Origin of the sequence: Pseudoalteromonas sp. FUC4 (assembly GCF_008370255.1) — a bacterium.
Classification (GTDB): Bacteria; Pseudomonadota; Gammaproteobacteria; order Enterobacterales; family Alteromonadaceae; genus Pseudoalteromonas.
This window is the reverse complement of record NZ_SEUI01000001.1, coordinates 1166223-1192234: the sequence shown is the minus strand read 5'-3', so window position 1 is coordinate 1192234 and position 26012 is coordinate 1166223. Positions and strand designations below refer to the sequence as shown.

Annotated in this window: 25 protein-coding genes and 1 pseudogene; 12 read left to right on the top strand and 14 right to left on the bottom strand. The window is 40.2% G+C overall.

All coding sequences use genetic code 11. The features are described from left to right. Positions 1-53 precede the first annotated feature (53 nt). On the top strand, positions 54-2663 hold the full coding sequence (gene acnD, locus EU510_RS05310; protein WP_149592573.1) for a Fe/S-dependent 2-methylisocitrate dehydratase AcnD: 2610 nt from the start codon (positions 54-56) through the stop codon (positions 2661-2663). 11 nt (positions 2664-2674) lie between these two features. Beyond that, positions 2675-3841: a 2-methylaconitate cis-trans isomerase PrpF gene (gene prpF / locus EU510_RS05305; RefSeq protein WP_149592572.1), complete on the top strand. Its 1167-nt coding sequence runs from the start codon at positions 2675-2677 to the stop codon at positions 3839-3841. Between the two features lie 110 nt (positions 3842-3951). Here prpF and EU510_RS05300 read toward each other — a convergent pair whose 3' ends face one another. Together EU510_RS05300 and EU510_RS05295 are read right to left on the bottom strand one after the other, a co-directional pair. After that, a complete protein-coding gene (locus tag EU510_RS05300) occupies positions 3952-4593 on the bottom strand; it encodes a CPBP family intramembrane glutamic endopeptidase (protein WP_149592571.1) in 642 nt (213 codons plus the stop codon). Between the two features lie 66 nt (positions 4594-4659). Then, positions 4660-5235: an inner membrane-spanning protein YciB gene (locus EU510_RS05295; RefSeq protein WP_149592570.1), complete on the bottom strand. Its 576-nt coding sequence runs from the start codon at positions 5233-5235 to the stop codon at positions 4660-4662. Between the two features lie 191 nt (positions 5236-5426). Here EU510_RS05295 and EU510_RS05290 point away from each other — a divergent pair, with 191 nt between their 5' ends. Continuing rightward, on the top strand, positions 5427-5696 hold the full coding sequence (locus EU510_RS05290) for an HU family DNA-binding protein (protein WP_007375441.1): 270 nt from the start codon (positions 5427-5429) through the stop codon (positions 5694-5696). Between the two features lie 519 nt (positions 5697-6215). After that, positions 6216-6794, top strand: a complete 579-nt coding sequence (locus tag EU510_RS05285; protein WP_149592569.1) for a type 1 glutamine amidotransferase domain-containing protein — start codon at positions 6216-6218, stop codon at positions 6792-6794. Between the two features lie 124 nt (positions 6795-6918). Here the strand turns inward: EU510_RS05285 and trpA are convergent, their stop codons facing one another. From trpA to EU510_RS05255, 6 genes are read right to left on the bottom strand one after another with little or no spacing between them, the layout of a single operon-like run. Then, positions 6919-7740 (bottom strand): tryptophan synthase subunit alpha, encoded by an 822-nt coding sequence (trpA, locus tag EU510_RS05280; RefSeq protein ID WP_149592568.1) that lies wholly within the window; start codon positions 7738-7740, stop codon positions 6919-6921. After that, a complete protein-coding gene (gene trpB / locus EU510_RS05275; RefSeq protein ID WP_149592567.1) occupies positions 7737-8921 on the bottom strand; it encodes a tryptophan synthase subunit beta in 1185 nt (394 codons plus the stop codon). Before trpB ends, trpA begins: the two co-directional genes overlap by 4 nt. 7 nt (positions 8922-8928) lie before the next feature. Beyond that, positions 8929-10293 carry a bifunctional indole-3-glycerol-phosphate synthase TrpC/phosphoribosylanthranilate isomerase TrpF gene (gene trpCF, locus EU510_RS05270; RefSeq protein ID WP_149592566.1) on the bottom strand — a complete coding sequence of 455 codons (1365 nt, stop codon included), beginning with the start codon at positions 10291-10293 and terminating at the stop codon, positions 8929-8931. Next, positions 10286-11323: an anthranilate phosphoribosyltransferase gene (gene trpD, locus EU510_RS05265; RefSeq protein WP_149592565.1), complete on the bottom strand. Its 1038-nt coding sequence runs from the start codon at positions 11321-11323 to the stop codon at positions 10286-10288. The genes trpCF and trpD overlap by 8 nt, the downstream gene beginning before the upstream one ends. Positions 11324-11334: 11 nt before the next feature. Further along, on the bottom strand, positions 11335-11937 hold the full coding sequence (locus EU510_RS05260; RefSeq protein WP_149592564.1) for an aminodeoxychorismate/anthranilate synthase component II: 603 nt from the start codon (positions 11935-11937) through the stop codon (positions 11335-11337). Between the two features lies 1 nt (position 11938). Then, complete coding sequence (locus tag EU510_RS05255) at positions 11939-13507, bottom strand: anthranilate synthase component 1 (RefSeq protein WP_149592563.1); 1569 nt, start codon at positions 13505-13507, stop codon at positions 11939-11941. A gap of 464 nt (positions 13508-13971) precedes the next feature. Here EU510_RS05255 and rnm point away from each other — a divergent pair, with 464 nt between their 5' ends. From rnm to EU510_RS05230, 5 genes are all read left to right on the top strand, one after another. Further along, complete coding sequence (gene rnm, locus EU510_RS05250; RefSeq protein WP_149592562.1) at positions 13972-14826, top strand: RNase RNM; 855 nt, start codon at positions 13972-13974, stop codon at positions 14824-14826. Beyond that, a complete protein-coding gene (locus tag EU510_RS05245; protein WP_149592561.1) occupies positions 14823-15443 on the top strand; it encodes an L-threonylcarbamoyladenylate synthase in 621 nt (206 codons plus the stop codon). Before rnm ends, EU510_RS05245 begins: the two co-directional genes overlap by 4 nt. A gap of 6 nt (positions 15444-15449) precedes the next feature. Further along, complete coding sequence (locus tag EU510_RS05240; RefSeq protein WP_149592560.1) at positions 15450-16286, top strand: segregation and condensation protein A; 837 nt, start codon at positions 15450-15452, stop codon at positions 16284-16286. Between the two features lie 145 nt (positions 16287-16431). Further along, entirely contained in the window at positions 16432-16983 is a 552-nt protein-coding gene (locus tag EU510_RS05235) for a cytochrome b (RefSeq protein WP_149592559.1), read from the top strand. Between the two features lies 1 nt (position 16984). Next, on the top strand, positions 16985-17566 hold the full coding sequence (locus EU510_RS05230) for a YceI family protein (RefSeq protein ID WP_149592558.1): 582 nt from the start codon (positions 16985-16987) through the stop codon (positions 17564-17566). Between the two features lie 84 nt (positions 17567-17650). Here the strand turns inward: EU510_RS05230 and EU510_RS05225 are convergent, their stop codons facing one another. After that, positions 17651-18493 (bottom strand): transporter substrate-binding domain-containing protein, encoded by an 843-nt coding sequence (locus EU510_RS05225; protein ID WP_149592557.1) that lies wholly within the window; start codon positions 18491-18493, stop codon positions 17651-17653. A 139-nt stretch (positions 18494-18632) separates the two neighbouring features. Then, positions 18633-18800, bottom strand: coding sequence for a hypothetical protein (locus EU510_RS19880; protein ID WP_002961566.1), 168 nt, complete (start codon positions 18798-18800; stop codon positions 18633-18635). Positions 18801-19170: 370 nt separating this feature from the next. On the opposite strand from EU510_RS19880, the gene EU510_RS05220 reads away from it, so the two are divergent. Continuing rightward, the gene (locus EU510_RS05220) at positions 19171-19722 is read left to right on the top strand and encodes a hypothetical protein (protein WP_149592556.1); all 552 of its coding nucleotides are present in this window, start codon (positions 19171-19173) and stop codon (positions 19720-19722) included. Here the strand turns inward: EU510_RS05220 and EU510_RS05215 are convergent. After that, positions 19719-20522, bottom strand: coding sequence for a hypothetical protein (locus EU510_RS05215; RefSeq protein WP_149592555.1), 804 nt, complete (start codon positions 20520-20522; stop codon positions 19719-19721). The genes EU510_RS05220 and EU510_RS05215 overlap by 4 nt on opposite strands. A 188-nt stretch (positions 20523-20710) precedes the next feature. Between EU510_RS05215 and icd the strand changes: the two genes are divergently transcribed. After that, on the top strand, positions 20711-21979 hold the full coding sequence (icd, locus tag EU510_RS05210; RefSeq protein WP_149592554.1) for an NADP-dependent isocitrate dehydrogenase: 1269 nt from the start codon (positions 20711-20713) through the stop codon (positions 21977-21979). A gap of 12 nt (positions 21980-21991) precedes the next feature. Here icd and EU510_RS05205 read toward each other — a convergent pair whose 3' ends face one another. The 3 genes and pseudogenes from EU510_RS05205 to EU510_RS05195 form a co-directional block, all read right to left on the bottom strand. Further along, positions 21992-22423, bottom strand: coding sequence for a hypothetical protein (locus tag EU510_RS05205; protein WP_149592553.1), 432 nt, complete (start codon positions 22421-22423; stop codon positions 21992-21994). 422 nt (positions 22424-22845) lie between these two features. After that, positions 22846-23038 (bottom strand): annotated as a pseudogene (locus EU510_RS05200) (hypothetical protein). Between the two features lie 73 nt (positions 23039-23111). Continuing rightward, positions 23112-24059, bottom strand: a complete 948-nt coding sequence (locus EU510_RS05195; RefSeq protein ID WP_008138369.1) for a LysR family transcriptional regulator — start codon at positions 24057-24059, stop codon at positions 23112-23114. A 117-nt stretch (positions 24060-24176) separates the two neighbouring features. On the opposite strand from EU510_RS05195, the gene aceK reads away from it, so the two are divergent. Continuing rightward, the gene (aceK, locus tag EU510_RS05190; RefSeq protein WP_149592552.1) at positions 24177-25949 is read left to right on the top strand and encodes a bifunctional isocitrate dehydrogenase kinase/phosphatase; all 1773 of its coding nucleotides are present in this window, start codon (positions 24177-24179) and stop codon (positions 25947-25949) included. The last annotated feature ends 63 nt before the right edge of the window (positions 25950-26012 follow it).

Sequence of the window (26012 nt, the reverse complement as noted above, 5' to 3'; positions counted from 1 at the left end):
TTAAACACGCTAGCTGTGAGCAAACACCGTCACCAAATTAGCGAACCCTTACCATGACCATAATTAATAACACGCAATACCGTAAACCTTTACCTGGCTCAAACGTCGACTATTACGATATGCAAGAAGCTGTAGATGCAATTAAGCCAGGTGCATACGCCACACTACCTTATACATCGCGTGTATTTGCCGAAAACCTAGTACGCCGATGCGACCCTGCTATGTTAACCGATGCACTTAACCAGCTAATTGAGCGCAAACAAGATTTAGATTTTCCGTGGTATCCGGCGCGCGTAGTATGCCACGATATTTTAGGCCAAACAGCACTTGTTGATTTAGCTGGGCTTCGTGATGCAATTGCAGCTAAAGGCGGCGATCCGGCAAAAGTGAATCCGGTAGTCCCTACGCAATTAATAGTGGATCATTCGTTAGCGGTAGAACATGCCGGTTTTGATCCTGATGCATTTGAAAAAAATCGCGCCATTGAAGACAGACGAAATGACGACCGTTTTCACTTTATAAACTGGACAAAAACTGCCTTTAAAAATATTGACGTGATCCCACCGGGTAACGGCATTATGCATCAAATTAATCTTGAAAAAATGTCACCGGTTATTCAAAACCGAGATGGCATTGCATTCCCAGATACTTTAGTAGGTACCGACAGCCACACGCCACATGTTGATGCGCTAGGTGTTATTGCTGTGGGTGTAGGCGGGCTTGAAGCTGAAAGCGTAATGCTTGGCCGCGCTTCTTATATTCGATTGCCCGATATTGTGGGTGTTGAGCTTACAGGCAAACGCCAACCAGGTATTACCGCAACTGATATTGTGCTCGCTATTACTGAATTTTTACGTGAGCAACGTGTTGTATCTACTTATTTAGAATTTTACGGTGAAGGTGCCGACGCGCTTACACTTGGCGACAGAGCAACCATTTCGAACATGACGCCAGAATTTGGCGCAACTGCCGCTATGTTTTATATCGATGATAAAACAATCGATTATTTGCGTTTAACTGGTCGTGAAGAGGAACAAATTGCCCTTGTAGAAAACTACGCAAAAACAGCAGGCCTTTGGAGCGATAGCTTAAAAACCGCAAAATACGAGCGTGTGCTTAAGTTTGATTTATCAAGCGTAGGGCGCAATATTGCGGGCCCATCTAATCCGCACCGCCGTGTATCGACAAGCGATTTAGCTAAAGAAGGGATTTCGGGCGTTGTTGAAAATGAAGAAGGCTTAATGCCAGACGGCGCATGTATTATTGCCGCTATTACTAGCTGTACTAATACTAGTAATCCACGCAATGTAATTGCCGCAGCACTACTTGCCCGTAACGCAAATGCTAAGGGTTTAATGCGCAAACCTTGGGTTAAAACCTCATTAGCACCGGGTTCAAAAGCGGTGCAATCATACCTTGAAGATGCAAACTTACTAACAGAGCTTGAGCAACTTGGCTTTGGTATTGTTGGTTTTGCGTGTACTACCTGTAATGGTATGAGCGGTGCGCTTGACCCTGTTATTCAAAAAGAAGTAATTGATCGCGATTTATACACTACTGCGGTGCTTTCGGGTAATCGTAACTTTGATGGGCGAATTCATCCTTATGCTAAGCAAGCATTCTTAGCGTCACCTCCTTTGGTTGTTGCATACGCCATTGCAGGTACTATTCGCTTTGATATTGAAAAGGGGATACTAGGGCAAGATCAACAAGGCAACGATATTACGCTTAAAGATTTATGGCCATCAGATGAAGAAATTGATGCGGTTATTAAGCAAAGTGTTAAGCCTGAGCAATTTAGAAAAGTATACGAGCCGATGTTTAATTTAACCGTAGATTACGGTGAAGATAACGATCCACTTTACGACTGGCGCCCAGAAAGTACGTATATTCGTCGCCCTCCTTATTGGGAGGGGGCACTTGCGGGTGAGCGCACTATGACCGGTATGCGCGCGCTTGCAGTACTTGGCGATAACATTACAACGGATCATTTATCGCCATCAAACGCGATTATGGCAAGTAGTGCGGCTGGCGAATACTTAACCAAAATGAACGTCCCAGAGGAAGACTACAACTCGTATGCCACTCACCGAGGCGATCATTTAACAGCGCAGCGCGCAACCTTTGCTAATCCAAAGCTGCTTAACGAAATGGTGCTTGACGAAAACGGCGACGTTAAACAAGGTTCTTACGCACGCTTAGAGCCACAAGGGACTAACACGCGTATGTGGGAAGCAATCGAAGCCTACATGGAGCGTAAACAACCACTTATTATTGTAGCCGGTGCCGATTACGGGCAAGGTTCGTCGCGCGATTGGGCTGCAAAAGGCGTAAGACTTGCAGGCGTTGAAGTAATAGCAGCTGAAGGTTTTGAGCGTATTCACCGTACTAACTTAATTGGTATGGGGGTTTTACCGCTTGAGTTTAAAGCGGGCACAACGCGTAAAACTCTAAAGCTGGATGGCAGTGAAACGTATGATGTAACGGGTGATTTAAAACCAGGCGCCACCGTTAATTTAAGTATTACACGTAAAAATGGTGAAGTACTTACTGTGCCTACGAAATGTCGTATAGATACCCAAGAAGAGCTTTCTATTTACGCGGCTGGTGGTGTGTTACAACGCTTCGCACAAGACTTTTTAGAAGCAACACAATCTGCATAAGGGCAAGTATTATGTTTAAACCGCAAATTAAAGTGCCTGCAACCTATATGCGTGGCGGCACCAGTAAAGGTGTATTTTTTAATTTAACTGATTTGCCAAAGCCTGCTCAAGTAGCAGGCGAGGCGCGCGATAATTTATTACTGCGTGTTATTGGCAGCCCCGATCCGTATGCTAAGCAAACGGATGGCATGGGCGGTGCTACATCAAGTACCAGTAAAACCGTAATCTTAAGTAAAAGTGAGCAAACTGACCACGATGTTGATTACTTGTTTGGTCAAGTGGCGATAGATAAACCTTTTGTAGATTGGAGCGGTAACTGCGGCAACTTAACGTCAGCAGTGGGTGCTTTTGCCATTAGTAATGGTTTGGTCGATAAAAACCGAGTACCTAATAACGGTGTTGCTATTGTGCGTGTGTGGCAGGCTAATATTAAAAAAAGCATATTAGTGCATGTCCCTATGACGAATGGCGAAGTGCAAGAAACCGGCGACTTTGAGCTCGATGGCGTTACATTTGCAGCAGCTGAAGTAAAACTTGAATTTATCGMCCCCGCCGATGGCGATGGTGCGTTATTTCCAACTGGTAATGTAGCTGATGATTTAGAAGTACCGGGTGTTGGTACTTTAAAAGCAACAATGATAAATGCAGGTATTCCCACTGTATTTATTAACGCCGCTGATATTGGCTATACCGGCACAGAGCTACAAGGCGATATTAACAACGATGTTGCAGCGCTTAAAAAGCTCGAAACCATTCGTGCTTATGGCGCCGTTAAAATGGGCTTAATCACTAACATTAATGAAGCTCAAGCTCGCCAACATACGCCAAAGGTTGCGTTTGTTGCAGCGCCTTTAGATTACAGCGCGTCTAGCGGCAAAGTTATTGAGGCTGCCAACATTAACTTATTAGTACGCGCTATGTCGATGGGTAAACTGCATCATGCCATGATGGGCACAGCCGCTGTTGCTATTGGCACGGCCGCAGCAATCGAAGGCACACTCGTAAATATAGCCGCAGGTGGCGGCGCATTGAGTGAAGTTAACTTTGGTCATCCGTCGGGCACGCTAAAAGTAGGTGCTGAGGCTAAAAATAATGCAGGTAATTGGCAAGTTACCAAAGCAAGTATGAGCCGAAGTGCACGTGTACTAATAGAAGGGGTTGTAAGAGTACCTCAGTAGTTCTTAATTAAGAACTATCGTACAGCTATCGCATAAGTATTATGATTAAATTGCAGCATCAAAATGCTTATGCGCTTTTTTTTATTGTCAAAACTAATAATAAAACAGCACTAATTCATAGCGCCTGAATCGAGGTAGTTGCCAAGTCCGAGTGTAAACATCCATAGCCCCCATAAGCTGTGTTCAATAACACACACGACCGTTGAGCGGCTTTGTGCGTAGGTATAAGCAAACAGTAAACCGCCCAAAAAGGCTAAGGCTACTGCAATCCAATTTGCATACACAATATGCGCCAGCGCAAATACACTCGCACTAACTACAATACGCACTGCTTTTTTTGGCATGATGCGTTTATAACGATGAAAAAAATACGTTCGGAATATTAATTCTTGAGGAATAACCGACAGTATTGGATAGAGTACCAACAGTAAGAGCCAATCATTAAACGAGTTACGAGGAAGGGTAAACCAGTTGCCTTGATGAATAATCCCGTAAAACATGCCTGAGAACAGCGTACCTAAAAAAAAGAAGCTAAACAAACGCTTTTTAACAGCAGAAAATTGCCCAAGGCTTGTAAGTCTAAACCGTTTAAAATGGGGATCGCCCAGTAGCAACATACAACACACACTCATAAGTATAATAAGCGCAGGGATAAGCCAGTTAGCTAAATGCTCGCGTAATACAAAGCCGAATATAGGCAGAAATACAAAAATGAGGGTAAATTCAAACCAACGGTATTGATTAGCGTTCAAGGTCGTCTCAACTTGCTTTTTTTAATAAGCTAACAAGCTAAGACGACACTTTTATGACGAGGGGGCTTACTTTGCAGGTTCTTCTTCATCAGGGAGGTATTTGTATAAGGCAATAATAGTTGCAAAAATACTTACAAAAGTAATACCCATTAAACCAAATACTTTGAAGTTGACCCAAAAGTCGAGCGAAAAATTATACGCAATATAAATGTTCAACGCTGCGATGCCAGCAGTAATTAAAACCCACATTAGGTTAAGCTTATCCCACAATGGTTCTGGGACTACAATGGCTTGCTTTGTATCATTAGCATTTTCGAGTATTGAGCTAAGCGCTTTTTTAACGAGGTTTTTGTTAAGTACATAACGACTAACAAGTAACGTTAAACTTAAACCTGCATATATGAGTGTTGCTTTCCATTTAATGTATTGTTCATCATGAAGTACCAGCGTTAGCGTACCAAACACGGTAGCAATGCCAAAAAATATCCAATGACGAGTAGGCACATTGCCATGTTTAAAGTAGCTATAAGCAACTTGAATAAGCGTAGTGGCCATTAATAAACCGGTAGCCCAATAAATATCGACGAGTTTAAACACTGCAAAAAACAGTATGAGTGGAATGTATTCAATTAATGCGTGCATATACTACCTAAATTATACAAAAAAGAGTCAAAGGCTTTTTACCACATAAAGCTTAGCAACTACAAGGTTGACTTGTTGCCCTGTAACCCTTAGCCTGCGTGGCTTTATTACCAATTTGGTTTGGTATTTTTCATATCATCATATTCCCACGCTTAACCAACACTGATTTGGCGTGTATTTAGGAGCCTAAAATGAATAAAGCAGAACTCGTTGCTGCCATTGCACACAAAAGTGAATTAACAAAAAAAGATTCTCAAGCGGCACTTTCAAGCTTGCAAAAAGTCATTACCAAATCGCTATCTGAGGGCGATCAAGTTCAAATTAATGGCTTTGGTACCTTTGCGCTAAGTTACTATCCAGCGCGTACTGGGCGTAACCCGCAAACAGGCGCAGCAATTGAAATAGAAGGCGCAAATAAAGCGGTTTTTAAACCGGCTAAAGCGTTAAAGGATCTGCTTTAAATAGCATTACTTAGCTTGGTCGTTGACTGAGCTTTACTTGAAGTTATTCAACATAAAATTATGGGCTTTGCCCATCACGCCAACAAGTTGTGCGTCTACAAAATAAACATAATGCCGAGCGTTAGTTGTAGGCGTTGAGCTTGCTCACGCGAGAAGCGAAGCTTCTTTATTTAAATCACCAAGTAGCAAAGCTATGTCTGATCTATGTAGTTTTTTCATCCCTTATAAATGATTTACATGGCATTATAAATCCTACTTAAATTAAATCCTTTATTTTCAATCACTTGTTATCGGCACACATCGTGCTTTTTTAATTGTGTGTTTCGAATATATTTTTAATAATACCAATCTGCTTATATATGGGGCCTATTTAACGTTAAGAAAATCACGCTAGAACTAGGCAAAAATATTTGTATCTAGTTGTTCTAAATAAAATATTTTTAACGACGTTGTAGTGTGATTTAATTCGTTAAATTGCTCAAAGATTTATGCAGGTTGGTATCAAATAAGGAGATCTCAATGAGTACATTACAAACAAGCACACGTTTACAAGGCAAAAAAATTGCAATTTTAGCCACTGATGGATTCGAGCAAAGTGAGCTTTTATCTCCACGCAGCGCATTACTTGATGCTGGTGCAAACATCGAAATAGTATCAATTAAAGAAGGCCAAATTACTGGCTGGGATGAGGACAAGTGGGGCGATAAAGTAACAGTAGATAAGCTAGTTACAAACGCGGATCCTGCTGATTACGACGCGCTTATGCTTCCTGGTGGTTTATTTAATCCAGACAGTTTACGCCAAGATAAAGATGCTAAAGCATTTATTGATGGCTTTTTTGGCGCAGAAAAAAATAAACCCGTTGCAGCAATTTGCCATGCTCCGTGGTTGTTAGCTGAAATTAATAAACTGCGTGACCGTACCATTACCTCTTTTCCAAGTATTAAAAGCGATTTAATTAATGCATGTGCCAATTGGGTTGACCAAGAAGTATGTGTAGATAAAGGCTTAGTAACGAGCCGAAGCCCAGCTGATTTAGAAGCATTTAATGCTAAATTTATTGAAGAGATTTTAGAGGGTAAACACCAAGCTCACTAATTTTCTTTTTTAAAACGTTTGGTTATTGATACAGCGTTTGATTTTAAAAAACAAAAAAGGGCATTTTAAATGCCCTTTTTTTTAATGCGTATAAAACACGCCCTAGTTAGATTATAGCGATGGCTTAAAGCGATGTAGCTGCTTTCATATCGGCTACAAAAGCTTGTAGCTGCGCGGTCATTACAGGTAAATCATTAAGGTTAGCTTCAATGATTTTAACTACAGCAGAGCCTGAAATAGCACCTGCTGCGCCTGCGTTGAGTGCGGCTTTTACATCATCAGGTGTTGAAATACCAAACCCTAAAAGAGCAGGGGCTGCATGGTATTCTTTTAACTTAGTGACAATATTACCCGCTGGCATTTGTGCTTTAGTATCGGTACCGGTAACACCAGCGCGCGATAGTAAATACGTATAGCCACGACCGTAAGAGGCGCATTGGCGAAGTGTGTCGTCATCTGCATTAGGTGTGGCAATAAAAATTGGGTCTACACCATTATCCATTGCCGATTTTCTGAATATTTTAGATTCATGCAAAGGCACGTCAGCCACTAAAATAGAGTCTACACCTACCGCTTTTGCATCTTTGTAAAATGCTTCTATGCCGCGCTTAAAAACAAGGTTTGAGTAAAGCAATAATCCAATTGGAATCTCGGCGTTATACTCGCGTATTTCTTTAATGACATCAAAGCAATCTTGCGTGTTAATGTGCACATCAAGTGCACGAATATTAGCTTTTTGAATTACAGGACCATCCGCAATCGGGTCAGAAAACGGAATACCAAGCTCAAGTGCATCAGCGCCGCCGTCAATTAGGCTTTTAATAATCGCAACACTTTGCTCTTTACCTGGGTCGCCAATTGTTACAAATGGTACAAACGCACCTTGTTTTTTCTCGTTAAGCGCTGCAAACATTTTGCCGTAACGATCCGTTTTTACTTGGCTCATAGCTGACCTCTTTCAGATAGTACATTGTGAACGTGTGCTAAATCTTTATCGCCACGACCACTTAAATTAATAACTATAACACTTTCCTCGGTTTGCTCTTGTGCATACTTAAGTGCATAAGCAAGCGCATGGCTTGATTCAAGCGCCGGAATGATCCCTTCGTTTTTAGCAAGTGATTGAAACGCTTCAAGCGCTTCTGTATCGGTAATACCCACGTATTGAGCGCGACCAGTTTCGTGTAAAAATGCATGTTGAGGACCAACCGCAGGGTAATCAAGACCCGCTGATACAGAGTAAGATTCTTCAATTTGGCCATCGTCATTTTGCATAATGTACGTATAAGTACCGTGTAATATGCCTTTTGTGCCTTTACAAATTGTTGCACCGTGCTCATGTGTATCAAGCCCTTTACCAGCAGGCTCAACACCAATTAATTTAACACCTGGCTCGTCAATAAAGTCGGTGAACATACCAATCGCGTTTGAACCCCCACCAACACAGGCAATAACAGCGTCAGGTAAGCGACCTTCGGCTTTAAGTACTTGTTGTTTCGCTTCTTCACCAATAACTTTTTGATACTCACGTACAATTGTTGGGAATGGGTGAGGACCTGCGGCTGTACCTAGTAGGTAATGCGCGTCTTGATAATTTGCTGACCAGTCACGCAGTGCTTCATTTACTGCATCTTTTAATGTGCCAGAACCCGCTGTTACCGGAATAACCTCTGCGCCCATTAACTTCATTCTAAATACGTTTGGTTGCTGACGTTCAACGTCTTTTGCGCCCATATAAATACGACATTTTAAACCCAGTAATGCACATGCAAGCGCGGTTGCAACACCGTGTTGACCGGCACCTGTTTCAGCAATTACTTGTTTTTTACCCATGCGCTTAGTAAGTAACGCTTGGCCAAGTACTTGGTTGGTTTTATGTGCGCCGCCGTGTAGTAAGTCTTCACGCTTTAGATACAGTTTTACTTTTGGGTTTTTAACTAAATTGCGCGTTAAAGTAAGTGGGGTAGGACGACCCGCATACTCGTTTAATAATTTACTTAGCTCAGCCTGAAACTCAGGATCTTTTTGTGCTTTGTTAAATTCGTTTTCTAACTGCTTAAGCGCAGGGACAAGTAACTCGGGTACAAACATACCGCCAAACTCGCCAAAATAAGCTGGATTTTGCATTTTAACCTCAATAATTTCTGATGCTTGTAAAAGCATTATGTAATTTGTTAGGGCACTTTTTACCCGCAGATTCTTCAACGCCTGAGTTTAAATCAAGGCCTAAGGCACCTTTAAAAAGCGCATCTTTAATATTGTCTGGATTTAAGCCTCCAGCGAGCATAAACGGTGTAGTTGCATCATGAAGCACCGACCAATCAAATACTTTACCTGTACCGCCAGCTTGTGTATCGCTGTGTGTATCGTAAAGGTGTCGGTCAACGCCATTTACAGGCGTTGGCAATGCATCTTTTATTGCTTGGGCTTTCCAAATCTCGCAGCCGGTAGGTAACTGTGTACGCAACTGAGCGATGTAATCGTCACTTTCTTGACCATGTAATTGAACTGCCGCCAATTTTAGCACACTTGCGTATTGAGCAACTTGATCAATTGGGGCATCTACAAACACACCCACAAAATTAAGCGGAGCACTTTGGCTCAGCTCTTTTGCGCAATCTAAATCAACATAGCGTGGCGATTTAGGATGAAAAATTAACCCACCATAAACAGCACCGTTTTGATATGCCGCTTGTGCATCTTTGGTACGTGTTAAACCACATACTTTATTGTCACCTAAAATAACACGGCGACATGCTTGCTCTAAATCACGCTCGCCCATAAGTGAGCTGCCAATTAAAAAGCCATCGCATAATGGGGCTAAACGTTTTACGTCTTGATGGGTATAAATCCCCGATTCCGAAATAACCACTTTATCAGCCGGAATAAGCTTACGTAGTTTTTCAGTAGTGGCTAAATCGGTGCTTAAATCGCGTAAATCGCGGTTATTAATACCAATAATTTGTGCATCAAGCGCAAGTGCACGGTGTACTTCTTCTTCATTACTTACTTCGGTTAATACCGACATATTTAGTGAATCGGCAACAGCATGCAGTGCTTTATAGCTTTCGTCATCAAGTACCGAAAGCATCAGCAATATAGCGTCACCGCCATAAATACGCGCCATATACACTTGGTACTCATCTATAAAAAAGTCTTTACAGATAAGCGGTTGTTCTACTTGGCTGCGCACAAATTCGAGGTAATCAAAGCTACCTTGAAAATATTTAGCATCAGTTAACACGCTCATGCAGGTAGCGAATTTTTTATAAACTGAGGTAATTTCGGTTAAATCAAATGGCTCTCTAATTAACCCTTTTGAAGGCGATGCTTTTTTACACTCTAAAATAAACTGAGTGCCAGGTGCTGCAAGTGCTTTATAAAAGCTACGGCTTGTAGGCACTGCCAGGTGTTTAAAGCTTTCAAGCGGACGTGCAGCTTTTCTCTCAATTAGTTCTAATTTTTTATCAGCAACAATTTTGTCTAATACATTAGCCATTACTTACCTCAACAATTGCATTTAGTGTGTTCATGGCTTGCCCTGAACTTAATAATGTTTGTACTTGCTTTGCCCCTTCTTTTAACGTTTCTGCTTTACCTGTTAGGTATAAAAGGGCAGCTACGTTAACCACAATGGCAGCATTATGTGCATCTGTGCCTTTGCCTTGTAAAATGGCAAGGCTAGCATTTGCGTTGTATTGTGGGCCTTCACCAGCGAGTTGTTCAAGTGAATAGTTTGCAAGGTCAAAGTCGCTTGGGTTTAGTGTGTACTGTGTAAGCTCGCCATTATTTAGCTCAACTACCGTTGTTGGACCGTGTAGAGCTATTTCGTCAGTGCCCGAGCCGTGAACAATCATAGCGCGCTTTGTACCAAGGGTTTTAAGTGTTTGTGCCATTGGCATACATAACGCTTCGTTGTACACACCTAACAATTGCACATCAGGTGCTGCAGGGTTAGCAAGCGGGCCTAAAATATTAAAAATAGTGCGTGTTTTAAGCGCTGTACGCACGCCCATCGCATGGCGTACGCCACTGTGGTAGTGCGGTGCAAACAAAAAGGTAAAATTGGTTTGCTCAAGACATTTTGCTGCTTGTTCTGGGCTCATATCTATATTGATACCCAGCGCTTTGAGTAAGTCGGCAGAGCCTGAGTTACTCGATACACTGCGGTTACCATGTTTTACCATGTTAATACCGGCAGCAGCGGCAACTATGGCTGCTGTTGTGCTTATATTAATTGTGTTTGAGCCATCGCCGCCAGTGCCACAGCTATCGGCAAGTTGTGCACTGCTGGTAGTAAAAGCCACAGCGTTTTCGCGCATTGAGGCTGCAGCACCTGCTATCTCATCGCTTACTTCACCTTTAATTTTAAGGCTTATTAGCAGGGCGGTTAGCTCAATCTCACTCATGTTACCTTGCATTATTTCATCAAACAGTGCTTTGGCGTCTGCGTAGCTTAATGATTGCCCTGTAATTAGTTGTTCAATAGCGTGTTGAACATTTATGGGTTGTTCTGGTTGTGTACTCATAATGTCCTCTTTTATTTGGCGCGTGTTAAGTAAGCGACACTTTGCTGAAGTAGCATTGCGCCGTTTGGCGTCAGTATTGATTCTGGATGAAACTGGTAACCCAATGCGTTGTCATCATGATGATAAATAGCCATAGGTATATCTTCGTACTGGGCAATAACCTTTATATTATCAGGCACTTTTGTTGCCATTAATGAATGGTAACGTGCTACAGGCATTGTATTGCCCATACCATCAAATACAGGATGTTCGCCTAAATTAATAATTGAAGACTTACCATGTACGGTTTCACCCGCGTGACCGATTACTCCGCCGTAGCTTTGGGTTAACGCTTGTTGACCCAAACAAATACCCAGCATAGGGAAGTGACCTTTAGAGAGCTCAATAAGCTCCATTAAACAGCCTGCATCGCTTGGTGTGCCAGGGCCTGGTGAAAGTACTAAGAGTACTTGTCCTTGCTCTTGGCGCATTTTATTAAAAATAACCTCAGCGCTAATGTTGTTTCTGTAAACAACAAGTTCGCAGCCAAGCATCGTAAGCTCATCAACTAAGTTATATGTAAATGAGTCAAAGTTATCTAAAAAATAGATTTTAATAGGATTCGCTTTACTCATTTTATACCGCCTTATAGGTAGATTTTATGGCGGTGATAACCGCTTGTGCTTTAGCGCGAGTTTCGTTTGCTTCAGAAATAGGATCTGAGTCAAACACCACACCGGCACCAGCCTGTACATAAGCTATATTATTTTTAACAAAAGCAGAGCGAATAACAATACAGCTATCCATTGCGCCATCACCGGTTAAGTAACCTACAGCGCCGCCATAACTGCCACGGCGTTTACCTTCAGTTTGACGAACAAGCTCAGCAGCACGAACCTTTGGTGCACCAACAAGGGTGCCCATGTTCATACATGCTTGGTAAGCGTGGAGTGCATCAAGTTCTGGTTTTAATGTGCCAACAACGCGCGATACTAAATGCATTACCTGTGAATAACGGTCTACTTTTAATAGCTCTTTGGCAAAACGAGTACCAGCAACACTAATGCGAGCTACATCGTTACGAGCTAAATCAACAAGCATTAAATGCTCGGCGCGCTCTTTTTGATCGTTTCTTAGTTCAAGCTCAATGCGGCTGTCTAGGTCTGGGTTTATTTGCCCGTTAGCAAATTTGCCGCGCGCTCGAGTACCAGCAATAGGGTAAACTTCTACTTGCTGATTACTTATATCGTATTTAAGGGCCGACTCAGGGGATGCGCCAAATAATGCAAAGTCTTCATCGCGCATATAAAACATGTAAGGGCTTGGGTTTTGCTTTTTAAGCTGGCTATACGCATGTAAAGAATCAGGGCAAGGTAGTGAAAATGTACGCGACGGCACTACCTGAAAAATATCGCCATCTACAATATTCTTTTTAAGCTTAACAACTTGCTCGCAATACGTTTCGTCGCTTATATCAACGTTTACATCGCATTCGCCACTTTGCATATCTGCACTAAACTCTGCTGCGTTATCGCACAGCGTATTTAAACGCTCTAATTCTTTACCTACTTCAAAGCAGTTAGCGTGTACGTCTGGGCCGTTAAATACATTACCAATGAGCTCAGTTGTTTGCTTTTGATGATCAATAACAACTAAGGTTTCGGCTAAGTAAAATACGTAGTCTGGGCAGGTATTTTCACCATCAGGTACATCACTTAATTGCTCAAAGTTTGCCACCATATCGTAGGCAAACACACCGCCTAAAAATACCGAAAACGGATTGTTAGTTGTGCTTTTAATACTGTTGATACACGTACGAAGAGCGCTGAAGGCGTTATCAGCTACGAGCTTGCTCGCTTCGTCAGTATCGTCGCTAGTATCTAAATAACAAAGGGTTAGTGTTGCGTCGTCTAAAGTGGCATCACAGCTTTTAACATTTGCTTGCAAGTAGCTTAGAAGCTGTTGCCCATTATTAGATTGAGCAGTAATAGTGACTGTTTTACCTTGGCACACAATGCGCAGTGCACAGTCGACTAAAATTAAACTTTTTACACTGTCTTTAGAATCAATCTCAGCCGATTCAAGCAGTAGTGAGTTAGGCTTATCAAGTGCCGCATATAATGCAAGAGGGCTACTAATATAGTCGCGTACTTGCGTAATGCTTGTTACTTCGCCTGGTGTGGTAGTTATATGACTAAAAATCAAACCTCATTCCCTCAAAAAATTAAACCCCGCAGTGCTTTTGCAATGCGGGGTTTGAATAACGATATCTAAATTAAAAACAGATCATTACCGTCCCGCTATATCAGGCGCCACCACCAACGATGTGTAAGAGTAAGACCGTTATTCATGTTTTTCTGCCTCAAAATTTATTAAATATTTTTAACGTATATGTTTCGTAAAATTTAGTTATAAAAAAACCCGCATAGTTGCGGGTTTTGAATTTTTGCTAGACACGACAATTCATCACCCGAAAATTACGAGTGCCACCACCAAATAGTGTTTAAGTTTGAATTGTTCATTATTGTTAATTCTTAATGTGTCTGAAAGTGTCTACAGTAAAACGTATCTTATGCTTTTGTGTCAAGTGTTTATTTAAAACAATTTAGTCAAAAAAGTTGTTATACTTACATAAACACCAGTAACCCTTAATTTTAAGCAGTTTTCTTTTGATAAAATACGATTTACATAGCCATACCACACATTCAGACGGGCGTTTAACGGTTGAAGAATTATTGCATCGCGCTGTTGATAAAAATATTGATGTGTTTGCTATTACCGATCATGACACTGTGGCGGCTATTAAGCCTGCTCAGCAATTTATTGAAGCAGAAAACTTACCGCTTTCATTAATAACGGGTACCGAAGTGTCTACCAAATGGGAAAGCTTCGAAATTCATATTGTAGGTTTAAATATTGATATTAATAATATTGACCTTACTTCTTTATTATCGGCTCAGCAGCAAAAGCGAGAAGAGCGTGCACTAGAAATTGGCGCACGCCTTGCAAAAAATGGCTTTGATGGCATTTACGAGCAAGCTAAAGAGCTGGCAAAGGATGCGCAAATTACGCGCGCACATTTTGCACGCGCCCTTATTGAGCGCGGTGTAGCTAAAAATTTCCCAGGTGTATTTAAAAAGTACTTAGGGCGTGGCAAAACAGGCTATGTTCCTAGTTGCTGGTGCACCATGCAAACCGCTATTGAAGCAATACATGCCGCTGGTGGTGTTGCTGTACTTGCGCACCCAAGTAGCTATCAAATGTCAAACAAGTGGCTACGCAAATTATTAGTAGAATTTAAAAGTGTAGGAGGAGACGCAATGGAAGTTGCACAACCTCAACAGGCGCCAAGCGAACGTCAATTTTTAGGTGAACTCAGCCGTGAGTACGAACTACTTTGCTCACAAGGGTCTGATTTTCATTTTCCGACAAGCTATTTAGAGCTTGGCAAAAATTTATACTTACCAAAAGATTGCCAAGGTGTTTGGCAAGTTTGGGAAGGACAAGAAGGGGCATTAACATGAGTCAATTATTCCATATTCATCCTGATAACCCGCAACCACGACTTATTAACCAAGCCGTTGATATTATCAAACAAGGCGGCGTTGTTGTTTACCCAACAGATTCGGGCTATGCCATTGGCTGTAATATTGGTAATAAACAAGCTAAAGAGCGCATAGAGCGTATTCGTGGTATTGAAAAAAACGATAATTTTACGCTAGTTTGCCGTGATTTATCGGAGCTATCTACTTATGCACGTGTAGATAACCAGCTATTTAGATTAATTAAAAATAATACGCCAGGGCCTTATACCTTTATTTTTAAAGGCACAAAAGAAGTCCCTAAGCGTTTATTAAACGACAAGAAAAAAACCATTGGCATGCGTGTAATTGAACACCCAATTGCTTGTGCGTTACTTGCCGAACTTGGCGAGCCATTAATGTCGTGTTCTTTAATTTTACCCGGGCAGCAGTTTACTGAATCAGATCCTGATGAAATATTAGAGCGATTAGATAAACACGTTGATTTAATTATTCACGGTGGCCATTTAGCCGAGCAAGCAACTACAGTAATCGACTTGTCAGAAGATGAAGTTAAAATATTACGTGTTGGCTGTGGTGATACAAGCCCGTTTGAGTAATAACAAGTGAGCGAAAGTACTGCGAATACAAAAAGTAGTGAAAAGCCAGTGCAGCAAAAGCTGCCACTGGCTTTTTTGCATGGTAAAGCGGTTGTAGATAAACCAGAAGACTTATATATCCCGCCCGATGCGCTCGAAATAATATTAGAAACCTTTGAAGGCCCGCTCGATTTACTGCTTTATTTAATTAAAAAGCATAAACTTGATGTGCTCGATCTTTCTATTTTTAGTATTACAGAGCAGTATGTAAGTTACGTTGAAATGATGACCGAGTTTCAACTCGAACTTGCCGGCGAATATTTAGTAATGGCTGCGTTACTTGCACAAATTAAGTCGCGCTTATTACTTCCTGTTCACGAAGAGCTTGAAGAGGAAGAAGACCCTCGCGCTGAGCTTATTAAACGTCTACAAGAATATGAATTATTTAAAAAAGCCGCCGAAAACCTCGATAATATCCCCCGTGTTGGGCGTGATATTTTTATAGCGCATGCCGCTATGCCAATAAATGAAGACATAAGTCAAAACCTCCCCGATATTGAACTTAAAGACTTAATGCTGGCGTTGAGTGATGTTATGGCGCGAGCAAAAACGTTTGAGCATCATCAAATTACTGCCGAAGTACTCTCAACCCGAGAGAGAATGAGCCAAATATTACAACAGCTATCGAAAGCAAATTCAGCGGTGGTATTTAATGCGCTTTTTACGCCTGATGAAGGGCGTAGTGGTGTGGTGGTTAGTTTTATAGCCATGCTTGAGCTCATTAAAGAAGGACTTGTTACCTGTTTGCAAGTAAGCCCAGAGAGCTTAATTTATGTCAGCTTAAGCGAGCAATCCACCTTATAAACTTATCTGTTTAATCCTCAACTTCTAAAACTGACTTTAATTATCAAAGTTCTGTGCGTATACGCACGTAAAGTGTTTGTAAATGTTATTTTCATTTACGGCTATGCACTATATTGTAACGTCATAGTATTATAGGACGTTACACATGTTTAAAAATACACCTTCATCTTACGGACTTGTCGCCATTATTTTACATTGGCTCATGGCGTTGACTATTTTTGGCCTGTTTGGTTTAGGTTTATATATGGTTGAGCTTACTTATTACGATAGCTGGTATAAAGGCTCGCTCGATTTACATAAAAGCATTGGTATTACGCTTGTGGCCGTATTTTTATTTAGAATTTTATGGCGCGCTTTATCTACACAACCTAAACCCTTAGGTGAATGTAAAGGCATGAACCAATTAGCACACACCGCGCATATTGTTATGTATATTATTTTGGCCGTTATTGTTGTTGCTGGGTATTTAATATCAACCGCAGACGGACGTCCAATAGAAGTGTTTACCTTATTTAACGTATCAGCGCTTGATTTTGCTTTTGATGACCAAGCCGATATTGCAGGAAAAGTACATTATTACGGCGCGTGCATATTAATCGGGTTTGCAGTATCGCATGCACTCGGGGCGTTAAAACATCACTTTATCGATAAAGATAAAACCTTAATCAGAATGATCAAACCATTAAAGGATGATTAAAATGAAAAAATTATTAGTAAACACAGCCGTTTCGGCTGCAATGATGTTATCGGCAACAGCCGCCAATGCAGCTGATTATGTAATTGATACAAAAGGCGGGCATGCATCTGTTAACTTTAAAATTAAACACTTAGGTTACAGCTGGTTATATGGTCGTTTTAATACTTTTGACGGCACATTTAGCTACGATGCTAAAAACCCTGATGCGTCAAGAATTATGGTAAACATTGATACCACTAGTCTTGATTCTAACCATGCAGAGCGCGATAAGCACTTACATGGTAAAGATTTTTTAAATGTGGATAAATACCCAAAAGCGACATTTAAAAGCACGAGCATTAAATTTGATGAAGACGGTGAAGAGGCTGACGTAACCGGCGAATTTACGCTGCATGGCGTAACTAAAACTATTACCTTTGAAATAGATAAAGTGGGCGAAGGTAAAGATCCGTGGGGTGGATACCGCGTAGGTTTTGAGGGCGAAACCAGCCTTAAACTTACAGATTATGGTATTGATTACAACTTAGGGCCTGCATCTACTCATGTTGATATTATTTTATCAATAGAAGGCGTTCGTAAGTAATACTGTTATTGAATATAAAAACGCCACTTACTGTGGCGTTTTTTTTGCTTAATAGAAACTCAAATTAAGCGACTTTGAATTTGTTTATTTTGTGCTATTAATACGCGATTTTAATAAAGGTCTTAAATGCTCAGGCAACCAGCGCATAAGTAAATCGTTATAAGCCAGCGTTTTTTTAATAACTTTTAGCTGCTCATTAAGAATCGCGATGTCTTTTGCGCCTTGCTCGTTTTTAGTACAACCAATAAAGCCATAACTGAGCGCTGGGGATTCGGTTAATGGACGCTGCGTTAAGTTTTCTTCAAAGTGCATTGATTTAGCTAAATAGTAATGCTCGCTTGGGTAACCCAACAAAATATCAATTCGTTTTAGGTTAAGCATATATGTAAGGCTCGCTAGGCTATCGCGTGTGGGTCTAATTACTAAATCAATGTTGGGTGTACTGTTTATTAAAGTATCTATCTCTTGGCCATAAGAGCGGCTCATAGAAACTCCAAGAGTTAGTTTTTTATCTTGTATTAAATTGAGTAGTGATACTTCTTTTGATTCCGCTATATTTAGCGCTTTGGCGAGTCTTTTGTGCATTGCTATTGAAGGCGAGAGGCCCGTTGTTGAGCTCTCCTCTGTAAAATAAATATGCTCTTTTCTGTAATCATTTTTATAAAGTGATAGCGCACAAACATTATTTGAAGTATTAGATAGCTCTTGAATTACTTTACCTGAGGGGATAAGCATACGGTTAAAGGTAATATTAGGAAGTTGTTTTTCAAGTAATGAGATTATGCTTTCGTCGCGGCCTTGGTGTTGATATTGACCATTTAAAATATAATAGGGGGCAAAGTCGTGCGCTAACCAGCTTATGGTTCTAGCATTGCTTATTGGACTCAGACAGAAAAAGAGTAAGAAAGTTAAAAATATACGGAGCATTACAACAGCTACCAGTAATTATTATTGTAAAACTATTGTAACCAATAAAGAGCTAAAAAGTAAAATGCCAGCAACAAGGCTGGCATAATATCTTATCAATAATTGCAATAATAAAAACGCAATTAAAGTTATGTGTTTCTTAGTTAGCTTTTAGCCACTTAACAAACTGGCGTGCATCACTCGCTTTTTGAAACAATGCATTTTTTAAACCTTGTGTATCACTGAAGATTACACGATGTTTGTTTACTGAAATTGATTGCACTGGATGTGCAATTTGGATCATAGACCCATTATATTTATAAGACATAATAAAACTCACTTTATTCTTGTTATTTATTCTGCGCTATATTTTTATAGCAAATTGCAGTCAATAAATTAACGATGTTGTGTTTAGCTTCATTACAGTGTTGACGATCTTTATGACACTTTTGCGATGATAATAAAAAATCATCTAGGTATTATTCAAGGGGTTCTCGCCGTACAATAACTTAGCTTTCAAATATACGTTTTGCGGGGCTTACTGGATCAGGGTAAATGGTTAACCGCGGCGGTTTCTTTAAACCAGAGAGGGAAGGTAACTTATATATAAATTGTGTGCAAGCTATTTTTATAAAAATATTTATAATAAATCTTATCAACTGCTTACAAAGCCCATTTTTAGTTACCAAAGGATAAGTATGAATTACCTGATAGTGAGTGATATTTATGGTTTAACCCCTGCTTTAAAGAAGTTATCACAGGCAATTGGTTCAAATTTAGTAATTGTTGACCCTTACAATAACAAGGTTCAAGCTATTGAAAGTGAACAAGATCACTACAATAATTTTATACAGCAGTGTGGCCATGACAAATACACCGACAAACTTCAAAAATGCTTTGGGAGTTTAAAAGTGCCAACCACGTGTATTGCTTTTAGTGCAGGGGCAAGTGCAGCATGGCGGGCACAGTTATTAACAGGCAATACACACCTTAAAAAGTTAATTGGCTTTTATCCGTCGCAAATTCGTAATTATTTAGCGTTAGATGCAAATGTCCCCTGTGAATTCATATTTCCAGCAAGTGAGAGTCACTTTAATGTTGATGAAGTTATTAAAGCTTTAAGCACCAAAGCGAGTGTTAAATGCTATAAAACCAATTTTTTGCATGGCTTTATGAACGAGTACTCAACCAATTTTGATGCGCAAGGGCTGGTTGAATATAGTAACTATATAAAACAGAGCAGCCATTAAAGCGTGTTTAGCTGCTTTTTACTAATATCAGGAAAATCGGTGCGGGTATTATATTTTGCATACAGCGTTGTAAAAATGCTACTGCCGGATAGTTTATCTAACTCTTTTATAAAGGTTTTAGCACTAGAGCGAGCGGGTCTACAGCATGTTTGATACTGTTTTATTATACCCGCGACAGATAAACCTCGTTTTTGAAGCTCAAGGTCGGCCTGTGCAAAAAAAGCTGCACCTGTCCAATAAACACGTTGCTGGGCGCGTTGTTTCCACATATCGGCAGAGAGCTTATTAAGTGGCTGTGTTTTAGTTTTAGTTTGCAGTCGGGCACGATCAAATCCTGCATTTAAACGTTGTACAAATTGCGGCTGGGTAATTATACCGCTGTCACGCATTATTACGTTTTGCATATAACTGGCAAAACCCTCGCTTAGCCAAAAACCTGAGTAGGGAAGTAGCGGCAAATATAAATGCGAAAGTTCATGGTATAGCGTCCAATCTTTAGTGAATGCATTTAAACTGGCGTAGCGATCTATGTGTAGTTCAAGCCCATCGGGGTTATTGCGTTTAACTGTAGCCCAAGGTACAGGCTCAAAAGCAAAGTATTGCGGTTTTAAATAAATAGGCAATGTGGTTTGTTTTAAAGGCCCCAGTGTATTTTGTGTTTTTTCAACACTTTGATTAACCCATGTAGACACTGTGTTTTGAGCATTACTTGAGAGCGAGCTAACGTTGTGTATGACTACTTCAACGGCTAATACGTTAAAAGAGCCGATTGATAGTAGCAGTACAAACAAGAATTTCATTAAAATGCTCCACTGTAATTTAATAACTGATACGCCAGGCTTAATATACAAGACCAACTAAATGAATAAATAATCACGCCTAATTCTTTATTTTTTAAAATGATAGTAACTATAAAAGTACAAATACAGACACTTCTAGCTAAGCATGGTTTAATCAATTAATCGTTATTTTAAGTTAGGTTTTAGCCATGACGTATCAGCATATTCAAGTTCCTGAGCACGGCCAAAATATCACTATTGATACACAAGGACATTGGCAAATACCGTTAGAACCTATCATTGCTTTTATTGATGGCGATGGCGTGGGGCTAGATGTTATGCCAGTAATGCGCCACGTTGTTGATAGTGCAATTGAGCATTGTTATAAAAACGCACGGAAAATTCATTGGATGCAAGTTTATAATGGCGAGCAGGCCGCAAAGCTGTATGACGGTGATTGGTTTCCGCAAGAAACAATCAACGCAGTACGTGCCTGTAAAATTGCCATAAAAGGGCCGTTAACCACACCACTAGGTGGTGGTTTTCGATCGCTTAATGTAGCCCTCAGGCAAGAAATGGATTTGTTTGTAAATATGCGCACTATAAAAGGTTTTAGTGCACTCCCTTCTCCTTTAAAAAACCCTTTTTTAACAAACATAACGGTGCTTCGTGATAGTAGCGAAGATGTGTACTCAGGTATTGAGTGGCAAGCAGGCAGTGTAGAAAGCGAAAAGATGCTCGACTTTTTATGTGAGGAAATGGGCGTAACCCGCCTAAGATTTTCACAAGAATGCGGTATTGGTATTAAAAATATATCTAAAGAAGGCTCTGAGCGGCTAGTGCGCTTTGCAATTAACTATGCACTTAAAAACGATAGTGAATCATTAACATTAGTTCATAAAGGCAATGTACTTAAATTTACCGATGGGGCATTTAAGCGTTGGGGGTATGCACTTGCACAAAACGAATTTAATGCCACCACACATGAAAATGGGCGTTGGTTGCAAATAGAGCGAGTAAATCAAGCGCCTTTAATTATTAAAGAGGTTATAGCCGACAACATGCTGCAGCAATGTTTAATGCACCCAGAGCAATTTGATGTAGTAGTGACAACTAATCAAAATGGTGACTTTTTAGCGGATATGCTCAGCGCACAAGTTGGCGGTGTTGGCATAATGCCTGCTGCAAATTTAAATAACGATGTCGCATTTTTTGAGCCTACACACGGCACGTTTGAACGTATAGCAGGGCAAAATAAAGCAAACCCTAGTAGCAGTATTTTAAGTGCGGTACTAATGCTTAAATTTATGGGGTGGGAGGAGGCCGCATTACTGATAGAAAATGCGTTAGAGCAAACATTTAAAAGCGGTGAAGTAACCTTTGATTTAGCGCAAGAGCAGAGCGATAACTCAAGTATCCATAACTCGACAACCTTAACTTGTACTGGTTTTGCAAAAAAGGTTATCGAGCACTTTTAAACACATCCATTATTAAGCTGCTGAGGCAGTTTTTACTCTGTGCATGCAAGGGCGGTTGGTTAACTGCGCTGCACGTTGGTAAATCTCATGTGCTTGAGGTTCATCGCACTGCGTACCACTAAGCGTATCCATTAATGCAACAACAATAATAGCAGGAACTTGGCAGCAATGTTCGTCTAAAACGGCTTCTGTCGTTTGTGCATCAACATGGCAAAATGGGTGGTTTTTAAGTTGGTATGCGTTTAGTAATGTATCCACTTCTAATACATCATTTGGTTGATGTTTTGTTTTACGGCATTTACAACCAAACTCATCAACTAAAGTAGCTAACGCTTGGTAAGTTTCAGTGGTGTTAGCTTTAGTGCATAACTGCTCTTCAATAAACTGATGTAAATTTGCATCAATAAATAACCCGTCTTGTTGTGTGAAGCTTGATGTTGTCATAATAATTACTCTTAGTTTGTTGGCTTAACTTCACTCTAGCGCTAAGTGTATTATTAATAAAATTGTTGTTTTCAATAACTGATATTGATTTCATCAATAGTAAGTTTTAAAACTTCATAAAAAATAGAAAACATACCTAAATTATAGTAATTAATTTGGTGCAGAGTAGTAAAAACGTGCACAAAACTGGAACAAGGGGGTAATTGAAGAGTTAAGGTGGATGCTTAGTAAGTTGTTTTTATTGGATTTTATTTTTTTATGAAGTTGGTACTAAGCTTGCTAATTATACTCTGTAGGTAGATTCCTATATCGACGATTTCCAAAAGCGCCACGGTATTTTCCCAAAGTTGAATACCATGGCGCTTTTTTTATTTTCGCGTGTATTTTATTTAGCCGTAACAAGAACAATAACAGTAGTAATGTTAAATTTTAATAAAGTAGGGAATAGCCACTAAAATAGCGCCTACAATCAACAGCATGCTTACACTGCTCATAAAATACGGAAAAACCAATACAAAGTGGTACTACGGCTTTTTTTCTTCGCCCGTAAGTAAGGTAGCCAATACCTATGCTTCCAAACAAAACACTCCACGCAATTATTGATGCACTGTCCATTTGTACTCCATTTGAAGTTATTGTCTAAAACTGAGCTTGTTTGAAACTCATAACACAGCATATCTATATTTAATTATCTGTCTGCAATCGTTTTAGCAAACGCTAATAATTCACGCCTTAACCATTGGTGTGCAGGCGCATGGTGTAGTAGCGGGCTCCATATCATTTTTACCTCAATAGGGACTATTTGAAATGGCACAGGGCTGATTACTAAATCAGTATGAGAGGTTAACAATTTAGCCTGCCTGCGCGGTAGGGTGGCAATAAGTTGCTCTGATTGGCAAAGCAGGCTTGCAACCATGTAGTGGCGAGTAAAAACACGTATTTTGCGGGTTTGTTCTAGTTGCCAGAGCGCTTCGTCTACCCAGCCTAATTTTTGCTTTCCTGATTTATTAGTAACAGCGGCTTCAGGCCCCCAGCCGGCACGGTTCACCCAAATATGTTCTTTTTGTAAGTAGTCGTCTAACCCTGATTGTTGTAAAAATGTATTTTTAGGATGGGTTAAACAACAGTAGTTATCGCGCCATACACTGGCTTGATGAAACGAGCGTGGCAAGCCATTAAAGCGGTTTATGGCTAAATCTATAGTGCCTTTTTCCATGTCTTGTAGGTTTACGTCGCTTGGGCTTAATACATCAAAATTAATACCGGGGTTTTTACTAAGCTGCGCGGTTATAAAAGGGGCTATTAAGGTCGACTCTATGTAGTCGTTTGCCATTATTCTAAACGTAACTTCAGCCGTTGTAGGGTTAAATTGTTCACTAGGTTGCGTAATAGCTTCAGCCATTTTTAATAGCGCTTCAACTTCAGGCTTTAACGCAAGTGCCTTTGCCGTTGGCGTCATAGAGCCTGCGGCACGCACCAGTAGCGGGTCGTCAAATAAATCGCGCAAACGTTTTAATGCGTTACTCATAGCAGGTTGCGTAAGCGCGAGTTTATTCGCAGCTTTTGAAACACTTTTTTCATCAATGAGTACATTTAAGTAAACTAACAAGTTGAGGTCGACGTTTCTTATATTCATATGATCAATTTAAATTATATGCTTTATTAATTATCTAAATTAAAGCCTGCTTGCTAAGGTGTAAACAATTAATAAAAAATAACCGCCATAACTGGCATCAATATAAGTTCTGTATTTATGCAAAATAGGCTAACAAACCAATCTAATAATACGCTGCAAAACGTTATTGCCAGCAAGCTTGCACGATCTGTTTTTGCTGGATTTGAGGGGATGTTTTCGCAATTTTTAAATATTACACTGGGTGCGCAAAGCCGTTTTGAACAACGAAAATATCACAGTGTGCAAAGTGCTATGCGCGAGCGTTTACAGGTTTACGAGCGCGAAGTGAAAAACGTGAGTGAAGCCGTGAGAGTTATTGCTTACGCTGAACTTACTTGCCCGCAAACGTGGCAGTTAGCTAAAAATATTTACGGCGATATGGTACAAAATCACGAAAATAAACCTATTGCGCATACTTTTTTTAATTCAACATTTGGTGCAATTTGGGACGATAAAAAAATTCGTACTGTGCATTTGTTCGTATTAAAAGCAAAGTATCGTAGTGAGCCGCGCTCTTATGAAAGCTTAGTGAGCAGGGTATCGCTACATAATGGGTTTAATAACGCCGTTAAAACGCTTATCACTAATCAAGTATTTAGAGTGCCATTTAGTCATTTAGAACGCGATGTAGCCACATTACAAAGTACGTTAATGCAAGGCGCTAAGCAGAAATGCAAACAGGTGTACGAACTTATCAATTTAAACGATGGGTATATTGAATACGCCAACTCATTATTTTTTAGAAACAAAGCCTGTTATTTAATTGGGCGCTGCATTGCTAAAAATGGCGACAATATGCCTTTTGCTATCGCTATTTTAAATGCCGATGAGGGACTAAAGCTTGATGCTGTAATGATGGGCGCCGATCAATTAAGTTTATTATTTGGTTTTGCACGCACCTATTTTATGGTTGATACCGATAAGCCCGCGCGTTATGTAGATTACTTAAGTGTGTTAATGCCACACAAACAACGCTTTGAGTTATTTAACGCCATTGGTTTTATAAAGCACGCCAAAACTGAGTTTTATCGGCACAAGGTTGATACGACTAAAAATAGTCCAGCCAACTTTAAGTATGTCAAAGCGCCAGGGACGCCAGGTATGGTAATGCTGGTATTTACTATTGAAGGGCTAGATTACGTTTATAAAGTAATTAAAGACAAATTTAGTGCGCCAAAAACAGCTACCAAAACACAGGTGAAAGAAAAGTATAACTTTGTAAAACAAGCCGATAGGGTTGGTCGTTTGGTAGACACACACGAATTTAGATATTTAGCGTTTGATTTAAGCCGTTTTAGCGACGAGCTGCTTGAGCAGATGAAAAGCCAAATTGGTAGCAGTATGGTTATATCGGGCAAGGCACTCATTTTAAAGCACGTTTATGTTGAGCGTAAAATGACCCCGCTCAATTTATATATTAACCAATGCGATAACAAAACCTTAGAGAGCGTGATGCATGACTACGGTAAAGCAATTAAAGAGTTAGCGGGCGCTAATATATTTCCGGGCGACATGCTAATGAAAAACTTTGGCGTAACGCGATGGGGGCGAGTGGTGTTTTACGACTTTGACGAAATTTGCCCGCTTACCGATTGTAACTTTAGAGACGTGCCACACACCCAAAATGCACTCGAAGAGCTAAGTAGTCACTCGTATTTTGATATAGCTGAAAACGATATATTTCCGAGCCAATTTAAGGTGTTTTTTAGTGCCAACGAGATTGCGTTTAACTATTTTAATAATGAGCACAGTAACTTGTTTTTAGCGACGTTCTGGCAGGATTGTCAGCAACAAGTACATAATGGTTATCTACCCGATGTTTATCCTTATAAACAAAGTTGGCGCTTTTGAGGTTGTTTGAATCTGTGTTCATCCCCATCTATATGTTATTACCGTTTTTAAACTTGGAGCAAC